At 35.5% G+C, this 11,897-nt stretch carries 8 protein-coding genes and 2 pseudogenes; 3 read left to right on the forward strand and 7 right to left on the reverse strand.

Features of this window, described 5'->3' with window-relative positions:
- The first annotated feature begins 39 nt into the window (after positions 1 to 39).
- From AASI_RS03110 to AASI_RS03125, 3 genes and pseudogenes are all read left to right on the forward strand, one after another.
- The gene (locus AASI_RS03110) at positions 40 to 4,254 is read left to right on the forward strand and encodes an AAA family ATPase (RefSeq protein ID WP_012472775.1); all 4,215 of its coding nucleotides are present in this window, start codon (positions 40 to 42) and stop codon (positions 4,252 to 4,254) included.
- Between the two features lie 32 nt (positions 4,255 to 4,286).
- Positions 4,287 to 5,115: pseudogene (locus AASI_RS03120) on the forward strand (transposase family protein).
- A gap of 99 nt (positions 5,116 to 5,214) precedes the next feature.
- Positions 5,215 to 5,406, forward strand: coding sequence for a hypothetical protein (locus tag AASI_RS03125; protein WP_012472777.1), 192 nt, complete (start codon positions 5,215 to 5,217; stop codon positions 5,404 to 5,406).
- 202 nt (positions 5,407 to 5,608) lie between these two features.
- Here the strand turns inward: AASI_RS03125 and AASI_RS08035 are convergent.
- The 7 genes and pseudogenes from AASI_RS08035 to yihA form a co-directional block, all read right to left on the reverse strand.
- Positions 5,609 to 6,288, reverse strand: a protein-coding gene (locus tag AASI_RS08035; RefSeq protein ID WP_148204933.1) for an IS1-like element ISCaa4 family transposase whose coding sequence is annotated in 2 segments (ribosomal slippage) — positions 5,609 to 5,970 and positions 5,970 to 6,288 — 681 coding nt in all. Because the reading frame shifts where the segments join, the coding sequence is not laid out codon by codon here.
- A gap of 156 nt (positions 6,289 to 6,444) precedes the next feature.
- Positions 6,445 to 6,816 (reverse strand): annotated as a pseudogene (locus tag AASI_RS03140) (integrase core domain-containing protein); the annotation flags it as partial.
- A 66-nt stretch (positions 6,817 to 6,882) separates the two neighbouring features.
- Positions 6,883 to 7,590, reverse strand: a complete 708-nt coding sequence (locus AASI_RS03145) for an IS6-like element ISCaa16 family transposase (protein WP_012472779.1) — start codon at positions 7,588 to 7,590, stop codon at positions 6,883 to 6,885.
- Between the two features lie 89 nt (positions 7,591 to 7,679).
- Positions 7,680 to 9,140: a tRNA (N6-isopentenyl adenosine(37)-C2)-methylthiotransferase MiaB gene (gene miaB, locus AASI_RS03150; protein WP_012472780.1), complete on the reverse strand. Its 1,461-nt coding sequence runs from the start codon at positions 9,138 to 9,140 to the stop codon at positions 7,680 to 7,682.
- Positions 9,141 to 9,197: 57 nt separating this feature from the next.
- Positions 9,198 to 10,073 carry a DUF368 domain-containing protein gene (locus AASI_RS03155; protein WP_012472781.1) on the reverse strand — a complete coding sequence of 292 codons (876 nt, stop codon included), beginning with the start codon at positions 10,071 to 10,073 and terminating at the stop codon, positions 9,198 to 9,200.
- Positions 10,074 to 10,369: 296 nt separating this feature from the next.
- Positions 10,370 to 11,049, reverse strand: a protein-coding gene (locus AASI_RS08040) for an IS1-like element ISCaa4 family transposase (RefSeq protein ID WP_148204934.1) whose coding sequence is annotated in 2 segments (ribosomal slippage) — positions 10,370 to 10,731 and positions 10,731 to 11,049 — 681 coding nt in all. Because the reading frame shifts where the segments join, the coding sequence is not laid out codon by codon here.
- Between the two features lie 202 nt (positions 11,050 to 11,251).
- Positions 11,252 to 11,884: a ribosome biogenesis GTP-binding protein YihA/YsxC gene (yihA, locus tag AASI_RS03170; protein WP_012472783.1), complete on the reverse strand. Its 633-nt coding sequence runs from the start codon at positions 11,882 to 11,884 to the stop codon at positions 11,252 to 11,254.
- Positions 11,885 to 11,897 lie beyond the last annotated feature (13 nt).

Below are 11,897 nucleotides of genomic sequence, written 5' to 3' on the forward strand. Positions count from 1 at the left end.
CTAAATGTAGCTATCGAGCAAGGCACAGAATTATTAAGCTTGCCTCTATTAAGTGAACAAACGCAGCAGCGTCGTATCCACCTTCAATTAGCACGAGAAAAACAGCCAGCTAAGGTAGTTATCTATCAAGGAGCAGGTTTGATGGGTGGCATGCAAGAAGAAGAAAATGATGAACGGATGGGACAGGAATACACAAAAGAAAGTAAAGATAACACAAAAGAAGAGATAAAACATTTGGATTCAGCCCCAGCCAATAGAGAAGAGGAAGATTTATTAAAAAATACTGATTATAGCAACTTACCAATACCAACTAAGGACATTTCAGCAGATAATTTACCAATCTTCCAAGAACCTCTTAATACAGTACAATGCCTTCAAGGAAGTTATACAATTGATGGGAAGGTATTCAGGCGCCAAAATGTTTCTGGTAATGGGATGGATTGTTTTTTCAATGCAGCCGGTTTAAAGCGAGAAGAGCAGATTGCTAAGTTAAAACAGTATAAAAATGATACAACGGTGCGTGATATGATTACAAATGAAATTATATCGGCAGCTAAATCCTCGTATGAACTACCAGCCGAAGTTAAAAAATTAATTAATTATACCCTTTATGAAAGCCAAATAGAGCCCATCAATCGGTTAAAAGAAGAACGTAACAAGCAACTTACAGACCAAAGTAAGAAGTCAGAAGAGCAAGATATAAAAAAGCTTCCTCCAGTACTTCAGAATATAGATAGACAAGAAGAAGAGATACTAGCAGCATTAAGACAAAGAGCAAGTACTGTAGAAGTATATATGGCTTTTGTTGAAAATCATATAGGGAATAGAGAGATGATAGTCGCCCTCCATGATGTACAAGGCGATAATCCAACAAACCAAGAAGCAAATTTTACCTCTATCGATGCAATTGCATATATTAATAATTTAGGAATTAAAATATATCAGCCTGATAATAGGATACTGCACCTTACCCATCAATTTACTCCTCAAAATGCCACTAAAATTGTTTATTTATATCATAGTGGAATCCACTTCCAGACACTTATTCCAGGCAGAAATCAAGAGAAAGCAGTTGAGTTAAAACCTGAAGAGGAGTCTACTAAGGAGGATTTAGAAACTTTTCAACCTGAACTTGAAGAAGTAGATTTAGGTCAATCTATCAGTAGTTGCTTAGAAGCACAGACAATACCGGATGAGCATATGGAGGGTTTTGAAGTCCAAGGGAACATGGAAAAACGATGGAGCCCAATACATCAGGAGCCTGAATGGTCTACCTATGCTAAAGTAATTCAAACTAGTGGAGTAGATAATAGTGAGAGTGAGTATAGCAGCAGTGAAGAAAAAGAGCAAATGTTTCAATCGTTAAAAGAAAATCATCCAGGCCTTGGATATATTGATGATAAACATAACCCATATAATAGGAAAGGAGCAAAAAGGGCAGAAAAAATTCAAAGGAGATTAGAAAGAGAGGCTGTATTGAGACATCAATTACAAGAATATGAAATGAATGGAATTACAGTAAAGAAATGCCAAGGAAGCCGAAAAATAACTAAAATAGAGTTTTTAAAAGGTATTGCCCAGCAAGTGGCTCCTCATTTGGTTGAACTTGGAACTTGGGAGGATATACCAGAGTTTGTGGTAATTACTGGAAAAAATGGAGCAGGTAAATCACAGCTATTTGAATACATTGAAAGTGTATTAAATACTCACAATCCTACCATAAATTTTTTATTTCGAGGTCCTGATTATAATAATAGTCATGTTGCACATAATTTTGATACTAACAGAGATACTGACTATTTCATAAAAAATTCTACTCAACGTAAGGATCTCATAGCAGACATTATAAAATATTATAGGAGTGGGGAAATTAGTCTTAGATGGCAAAGTTGGAATCTTTATAGAGATATATTAGGAAAAATAGATGAGGGCTCACTTCACCAGTTCCCTAAGAAAAAGGATGACAATCTACCACATTCAATAGCAGCTCGTCTAGACGAGTTCAATACTGATAAACAAAAATTACGGGAGCAAGAAATTGGGAAGCTTATAGACAGCCATAAAGACTATAATAGTGAAAGTCATAATGTGAAAGATCCATTACAAGCATTAGGTAAGATATTCAACCTTTACGAACAACGTATTGAAGCACTCTTAGAGCATTATCGGCAGTTTGAGTATCTAAATACATTATTTGAATTTCGTTGTAAGAAAAAACAAAAACAAAAAGAAAGTGTTGATTCATATAGGGATTTTCTTAGGTATATACAAGATGAGGAGTCTATAAATAAGCTTATCAAGAAATATATTAAAGAGGAGCTTAGAATAGTATCCCCTTGTGAGGAAGCTAATAGAATATTAGTAAGAGAGGAATATAACTTTCCCTATAAACTTGTATTTACAAGCACTGATGGCCATAAAAAAATTAAGTTAGAAAGAAAGGCAGTAAAGGGTGATATTAGAGTTCCTTCAAGTTCGCTTTCCTCTGGAGAAAAGATGTTATTAGATTTAATGGCCTGGTTATTTTATTTCCAGGGAGTAAGCGCTGAGGGCGAGGATCCAGCTCAAGTGCAAAAGGTTGATATTATGTTACTTGACGAGCCGGACAGGCATTTAGATCCTGACTTATGCAAAATGTTATATACCTTTCTACATGACGAATTTGTTAAAAAGAGGCACATTCAAGTATTTATAACAACTCACCGGCTTGATACGGTTATATCAGCCCCCAAAAACAGTATCTATATAATGGGTGAAAGAAGCTTAAAGCAAGATAAAAACACAGCTGTTTCTAAAATGACAAGTACGGTTATAGAGCGTGCAACTAGCTCAAGAAGCGCTGCATCTGCTTTATCAGGAGGAGGGTTAACAGTAATAAGAGATGAAAATTATGTACTAGTAGAAAACAAACCTGATGTAAAATTTTACAATATCATTTATCAAAAATTCCTAGCCTCTTCGCAGCTGGGTAATTGTATGACTAAATTAATTTTCATGCCTGTAGGTATTAAATTCAAAAAGTTTACAAGAAAAGCTGGCAAACTTCAATCATGTTTTGGTACCATGATGGAGATGCTAAAGGGTAGTAGTACTGAGCATAGCAATGAATTTACAGAACTTATGAAAACTTCCGAAGATCTTATTACGGAGCTTAAGGGAATGGCACATCAAGGAGGGGGATGCAGCCAAGTAATGAAGAAAGTAAATGAAATTACATTATATGAAGGGAAATATGATGAGAAAGGGAGAGTATTACCGGGTGGAAATTTACAAGAATTAGAAGACAAGCACTATCCGGAAGTTATATGGGGACTGATTGATAATGACGATGCCGTTAGAAAGGGAGAATCCAGGGGAGTTGGTGGTGTACATGCAATTGATCAAGTATATAGCTTTGAAAATTACATATGTATGCCCTTGAATTTATTTTATTATATTAAAGATTATCAACATTACGAAGAGGGACTTTCAAGTGGAGCAACTTTGAAAACTATGCTTGATAACTTTAATGAGGAAGCGACGACTCAAGAAGATTTACAAAGAATTTCTGACAGTGTTATTACTTATCTAGTAGAAGTTAATAACAATAAAGAAAAGCCTATTGAATTTCTTAGCCCCTTCGAGCTTAATAGTGAAAATCAAGTTCCAGTGTTATTAATTAATGGTAATACGATAACATATCCAAAAGCATTTATCTCTGACCGAGGCCATACTTTGCTAGGAAATATTAGCTCGATTATTTTTGGAAAACGGGACGAAGAAAGAATGAGGACTTTATTATTTAAGAGCCTTGAGAGAATTCCTGTAAAATTTTTACCAAGCAAATTGTTAGAGCCAATACAGCATTTACAATCTTCAGTGAAGGTTAACAAACCAACAGCAGGAACGCAGGGAAGTAACAATAAAAGCAACAAAGCTAATAATGAAAAAACATTAGCAGCGATAATAGTTTGGTTAAATTTCAAAAAAGAGTTAGCAAGAATACGAACTTCGAAAAACAGTGAGGAGAAGATTGCCTTATCTTTGCCTGGGGTTAAAAAAGATGATATTATACACTTCTGCATAAAACAACTGCAAATGAAAAAGATTAAAATTATGTCAGATGGAACAATTTGTGAGGAGCAAGAAGAAAGAATTGAAGAGGAGGGGGAAAAAGCTAAGGTCCAACTCGGCAAGAAAGATAAGCCTGTTAAGGGTAAGAAGGGTAATAGAACTGCTGCGAAAAAGGTTGACAAAGAAGATAAAAAGGGTTAAGATGTAATTCTTATTATATAAAATGAATAAGTATGCATTTAACGTACACCAGGATAAGCAAACATCCCTATAACTTTAGAAGAATAACTGGCTTAAGTATAGAAACATTTGATAAATTAGTTTTAAAAGTAAGGCCTCTCTTTGAAGAGCTAGAATCGAGTAAGCTGCGCCATGGTAGGATGAGTCATTTACCTACCATGGAAGATAAATTGCTCTGTGTACTCATGTATTATCGCACTTATATTAGCCATGTGTTTTTAGGCTATTTGTTTAACTTACACAACTCTAACATATGCCGCTTGCTCGCGAAAAATGGAGCCATTACTAGCTAAGAAGATTAGCATTAAAAAAGATCGCAGCTTAACCTCAGAAAAGGTATTGCGCATATTAGCAGATGTGAGTGAACAGCCTACGCAAAGACCTAGTAAAAAGCAAAAGAAATCATATTCAGGCAAGAAAAAGAGACATACTATAAAAACAGAGATAGTGATGGGAGAAGATGGAAAAATACTCTCTGTATCCAAATCTCATAAAGGAAAAGTGCATGACTTTAAAATCCGTAAAGGAGAAAAACTCTTACCTAAGGAAAGCTTAAAGCTAGCAGATAGTGGTTATCAAGGCTGGCAAAAGCTACAGAGCAATGTCATGATACCCTATAAAAAGAGCCGTAAGCGGCCATTAACCAAGGAGCAGAAAGAACATAACAGAAAGCTATCCTCCATACGCATGAAGGTAGAGCATAAGATAAGAGAGATCAAGGTATTTAAGATTATGTCAGAAGTTTACCGTAACTTTCAGAAGAAATATAACCTGCGCTTTAATATTATAGCGGGTATGATAAACTTCAAGCATGCTTTTTAACAAATAGCATCGCTACTGGCAAGATTCTCTCTCTGTTTTATTCAAATTCCTACTTTATTTTATCTCTTTCGCAGCAGCTCTAATGATAATCAATATACTTTGTTGCTAAACAATCAAGAACAAATTAAAGCTTTGCAAAAAGAAATAGACGAGATCTTCAACAAATACACAATAGATGAATTGAAAGAAAAGGCAGGAGTGGTGAGAGGAACTAAACAGGATAAAAAGAAAGAGAAACAAGCTATAAAGAGACAAGCTAAGCTAGAAAAGAATGGCAGCTCCACCATGTAAATTTATGAGTAAAGCTGAATGGTAATTATAAGCACAATCTATATTAGTATGTTAAGCTAGCTTAATATACATTTCCATCCATTTAGGCTTCATGGCCCTTTAACAAGCTTTAATAAGGAGAAAACTTACTCCTTATTAAAGCTTGTCTTACTTAAATAGTTATGCTTTTGTTTCTAAAACAATATATGTTATTTTGGTATTGTTAAATTAAGATAGGCAGTTGATTATTTAGCTTGGCCATTAGCAGGTTGAGCGATTTTTCTATCATGTGCACCTGTTTGCTATAGCATTTTCCTTTACGCTTAAATCTTGCTAAATAGTGCCTAATTAAGCTATTATATCCTTCCACTGTATAAGTTTCTGATTTGCTTTGTCGGTGTTTATCTTTTGGAATAAACTGCTGGTAGCTTTTCCAATAATCACTACAATACAGCTTGCCTATATCCTTGACGCGCTCCCATAACTTCAATCCGGTTTGTGTCGAGCGATCTCCACACACATATGATATAAAACGCTTGCTCAATCTATCAACAGCTATCCATATCCAGCAGTAGACTTTTTTGAACCCACATATGTGTGTATTTCATCCATCTCGACTATATCTACTTGATCTTGTCTTTCTGGTAAACTTACTTGATCTCCACATGCTTTTACCCATTGATAGACTGTTCCATAGCTTATGTTGAGTATACGGCCTATAGCTCGAAATCCTAATCCTTCTAAGTATAATTGCAACGCTTTTCGCTTAGTAGATAGAGGTTTAACATCCGATTTGTGACTAACTGTGTAAGGGAAACGGCAACTTTTACACTGGTAGCGCTGTCTACCTCTAACAATTCCATCTTTACAGCTTTGAGCATTATTACATCGAGGACAGTTCATACTTTTCCTCTAACTTAATAATCCTATCTCTTTTTAACAATACCGTTATTTTTTTAAAGGGAAGGATTTATCTAATTTACCGAAGACCTTTTGGACATATATAATAAATAGAATAAACGTTATATGTACTAGTTTAGATTTGAACTGATAAAGGTATCACAACAGGGGGTTGGGTTTGTCAGAAACATTTGACCTATCAGCCATGTTGTGGACATACAACAACTCGTTGTTCTTTTCCAAAGCCAAGTGCTTACTATCTTTAAATGTTTGCATGGATGTTTTTCCATAACAATACTTCCCACTGTGACTTCGCTCATTGTTATAATAATACAACCATGCATCTAAATCTTGTTGAAGCTCCTCCAAGTTTGTATAGATCTTCTTTCTCATAGCTGTGTCATAAAAATCGGTTTTCATTGTTTTATGAAAACGTTCACACATACCATTAGCCTGTGGAGAATATGCTTTAGTCACTGTATGCTCTATTCCTTCTATACTTAAGAATAATTCATAAGCATGATGCTCGATAGGGCACTGTTGCAAATAGAAAAAGAAGTTAAGGTTGTGAGGTGAGAGAAGGATTGATTGGAGGACTTAAAGAGCTAATAAATTATGGGTGATAATATTAATTTCTCCCAAAATACCTTGTCCATATTTCCATGCATTAAAACGCCCCTTCTTAAAGATGCGCATTAGCTCAAAGCCTTTTATGGTAGCCCATGCTGTCTTCATGGATTTAAAGCCTAATGTTGGATTAATTAACCTCTTAAGCTTACCATGGGTCGATTCTATTAGATTATTGAGATATTTGACTTGCCGGTGTGCTAAATCTGGAGGACATTTACCGGCTAGTTTTAGCTCATTTATGGACTTTCCGTAGGCAGGGGTTTTATCAGTGTTGATAGTTTTAGGCCTAGAATATGCGGGAATAGACCTTAATGCTTTACTTAAGAACCTCTTAGTTGCATTACTATTTCTGGTAGTGGATAGATAAAAATCTATGGTATTATCTGCTTGACCTAAAGCTCTATAAAGGTATACCCATTTACCCTTCACTTTAATATAAGTTTCATTTACACGCCAGCTATAGCCCCGAGTAGGCTTCCAATACCATTTGAGCTTATCTAATATCTTGGGGGCGTAGAACTGAACCCACCTATAAATGGTGCAGTGATCTACTTGAACTCCTCTTTCAGAGAGCATTTCTTCTAAATCACGATAGCTTATTCCATACTTGCAATACCATCTTACTGCCCATATGATTATATCGTATTTGAAGTGACATCTTTTAAAGATGTTCATTTCCTTACTTTTTGGTTAACTCAATACAATTTACCCCCCTTAACTACTATTTGCAACAGTGCCCCAGATAGACGCGTGATGACAACCAGCTACCTAGTACAAATCTCACCTAGCAACGTACCAGTAGTACAATTAGTAATAAGTACATCCACATAGGTACCCTTTTTACAATCTACATTAGGGAAAACAACTACCTTATTAGCACTATTACGACCTTGCCATTCTATATCTGACTTTTTAGAAGGCCCTTCTACTAGCACCTGGTATACTTTCCCAATATCTTTAAGATTCTTTTCAAAAGAATGCTGCCTTTGTTTGTCGATAATTTCTTGTAATCTTCTTTTCTTAACAGCTAAAGGAACATCATCAGCGTACTTTCTAGCAGCTAAAGTTCCAGGCCTTTCTGAGTAGTAGAACATATAAGAAAACTCGTACTTGATATGTTCCATCAGAGAAAGCGTATCTTGGTGGTCTTCTTCTGTTTCTGTACAAAAGCCAGCAATCATATCAGAAGATATACCGCAATCTTCCCCTACAATTCTTCTAATGTCTTCTATCTTTTGTAAATACCATGCGCGGTCGTAGGTTCTATTCATCAACTTCAATACCCTACTGCTACCACTTTGTACTGGCAAATGGATATATTTACAGATATTATCATATGCTTTTATGGTATAAAGTACCTGGTCTGTTATGTCTTTGGGATGCGAAGTAGAAAAGCGTATACGCAGGTCTGGATGTATCTGTGCAACCATAGCTAACAACTGTGCAAAATTAACAACTCCTTCTTGTGGTGTTGTAGGCTGTTCTTTTTTGTCCGTATTGGGAGACCATTTATAAGAATCTACATTTTGTCCTAGTAGCGTTACTTCTCGGTAACCTTGTTCGAAAAGTTCGGTTGCTTCTTTAACAATAGAATAAGGGTCACGGCTACGTTCTCTGCCACGCGTAAAAGGTACTACACAGAAAGAACACATATTATCACAACCACGCATAATAGATATAAATGCCGAAACACCATTTGAGTTAAGCCGAATGGGACTAATGTCTGCGTACGTTTCTTCTCTTGATAAGAAAGTGTTAATAGCTTTATGCCCACTATCTACGGTTGCTAGTAAGCGCGGTAAATCACGATAAGCATCTGGACCAGCTACCAGGTCTACTAACTTTTCTTCTTCTAAGAGAGTTTGTTTAAGACGCTCTGCCATACAGCCTAGGACTCCAATAACTAAATCTGGGTTACGACGCTTTAGTTGGTTAAATTGAGATAACCGTTTTCTAACTGTTTGCTCAGCCTTATCGCGGATGGCGCAGGTATTGATAAATATTACATCTGCCTTTTCATAGGTATCAGTAATTTCAAATCCATGAGGACGTAAGATAGAAACTACCACCTCGCTATCGGCTATATTCATCTGGCAGCCATAACTTTCCACATATAAATTTCTGGTTATAGTAGGGGAGGTTATATCCTCTTCGTTAGGTAAAAAATCTTCAATTTGCTCTGGCTTTTCTGTTTTTATTAGATCTGTCAGTACCTTGTCCTGCATGGTTGTTATATTTAAATCTGTTTTATATGTTGGTTCAAGTTACAAAAAATGATACAACTATATATGTTTGCGGCCTCCTAATTTCTTTAACATAATAACTACTAAGCAACCTAAACTAATGCACAGGAATGCTTGTAAAATATGTGGATCTTTTTGATAAACAACTTGAAAATCCATAGGAGATATATTCTTTTCTACCATTATACTGTTAGCTGTATTTACCGCAGGCACAAGTGCTTTCCAGGGCCAGGTTTTAGGAATAGAGCCAAGCATAAACCCAGCTAAGAGTGCTATAGTATATCCTGTATAGGTACGTAGTAATAAAAATATGAATTTAGAAAAGGTAAGTAATCCTAGTAAACCACCTAATAGAAACACAGTTAGTATAGGCCAATCAAATTTTTCAAGAGCTTCTAACATGTAAGCATATTTACCTAGTATAAGCAATATAAAGCTTCCTGAAATGCCTGGTAAAATCATGGCGCACATGGCTATGCCACCTGCTATAAAAATAAACCAGAGTGCATTAGAACTGGTAAGAGGAGTAATTTGGGTAATATAGTATGCTAAAAAGGCTCCGATACTACTAAGTAATAAAGTTAAGAGACTGATTCTTTTTATTTGCTGATATACAACGATAGAAGATATAATACTAAGTCCCCAGAAAAATGACCAAATTTCTATAGGATGTTCAGCTAGTAAATAGCGGACTAAGCGTACTGTAGTAAGTAAGCTAACAGTAATTCCTAAACCTAAGGGTAACAAGAAGTTTCCATGTATATGGTGCCAGAACAACTTCCATTTACAAGTTCTAAATAAATAAAATGCAGTTTTATTAAATGAATGTATGGCCCCTAATAGTTGTGTATATATACCAGTTAGCAAAGCAATAGTACCGCTCGATATACCAGGAATTACATCAGCTGTACCCATACTGACGCCTTTTAGAAACAATAGAGAATAGTGTTTTAGATTTTTCATGGAGTGAATTCTATAGGAGGTAAATAATCTAAATGATGTGCAAAGTTAGTAAAAAGTGTTGTTACTTAAAATGTGTAATATCTTACCCTATATAGTATCATGGAGAACGTAAACCGTTTAAGTAACCTTTGAGAAGCTTATATGGGTAGATTTAAGTAAATGTTTAATTGTAATATTTTAGTATGAACTTTTTATAAGTTTTTTAGAGTGGGGTGCTTCTTAGATCTTTATAGAATTTTTTGGTATTGTTAAATTAAGATAGGCAGCTGATTATTTAGCTTGGCCATTAGCAGGTTGAGCGATTTTTCTATCATGTGCACCTGTTTGCTATAGCATTTTCCTTTACGCTTAAATCTTGCTAAATAGTGCCTAATTAAGCTATTATATCCTTCCACTGTATAAGTTTCTGATTTGCTTTGTCGGTGTTTATCTTTTGGAATAAACTGCTGGTAGCTTTTCCAATAATCACTACAATACAGCTTGCCTATATCCTTGACGCGCTCCCATAACTTCAGTCCGGTTTGTGTCGAGCGATCTCCACACACATATGATATAAAACGCTTGCTCAATCTATCAACAGCTATCCATATCCAGCAGTAGACTTTTTTGAACCCACATATGTGTGTATTTCATCCATCTCGACTATATCTACTTGATCTTGTCTTTCTGGTAAACTTACTTGATCTCCACATGCTTTTACCCATTGATAGACTGTTCCATAGCTTATGTTGAGTATACGGCCTATAGCTCGAAATCCTAATCCTTCTAAGTATAATTGCAACGCTTTTCGCTTAGTATATACAGGTTTAACATCTGATTTGTGACTAACTGTGTAACGGAAACGGCAACTTTTACACTGGTAGCGCTGTCTACCTCTAACAATTCCATCTTTACAGCTTTGAGTATTATTACATCGAGGACAATTCATACTTTTTCCTCTAACTTACTAATCCTATCCCAATTTAACAATACCAATTTTTTAATAGCTTTTAGCCTTGCTAGCAATTAACTAATGGTTTATCATTTGGGTTGATTATGGCTTTTGGATAGTAAGTTAGAAGTGGCAAACAATTCTTATTCATGTAATATTGCCAAAATGTTCCTCCTCATACCGTCTACCAAATGAAAGTTTACAATTCTCTGTTTAAAGCTGTTAGCCGAGGTTGTTGATAGCCGGCTACTATTTGTCCTATACAATTTAGTGCTTCTATTTTCCCAGCTTGATTTTTGGAAGAAGTAACAACATAGTTAAGGGATTCTTTAGTACTTGGTGCAAGTGTTCGTTTAAAGGTCGCCAGCTGGTTTACCACCTGTTGTTTAGATATTTTATCAGCCTTGGTGAGCACAATAGCAAAAGGTATATCATTATCAATTAGAAAATTAATAAAAAGTAAATCTATTTTTTGAGGTGGTAATCGGATATCTAACAATACAAACAGGCAAGCTAAATTTTCCCTATATAGCAAGTATTGGTTTACCATCTTATTCCATCCTATGCGTTGGGTTTTGCTAGCTTGTGCCCATCCATAGCCAGGTAAATCCACCAAATAATATTTTTGATTAACCAAGAAATGGTTAATAAGTTGAGTTTTTCCTGGACGAGCAGATGTTTTAGCAAGCTTCTTTTGCCCTAAAATCATGTTGACCAGGGAAGACTTGCCAACGTTTGAGCGACCAATAAAGGCTATTTCTGCCTTATCAGCAGGCGGACATTTTTTATAGGTTGCACTGCTAGTAACAAAAATAGCCTCTTGGATATGCATCAGTATATAAATA

Origin of the sequence: Candidatus Amoebophilus asiaticus 5a2, from assembly GCF_000020565.1 — a bacterium.
GTDB lineage: Bacteria > Bacteroidota > Bacteroidia > Cytophagales > Amoebophilaceae > Amoebophilus > Amoebophilus asiaticus.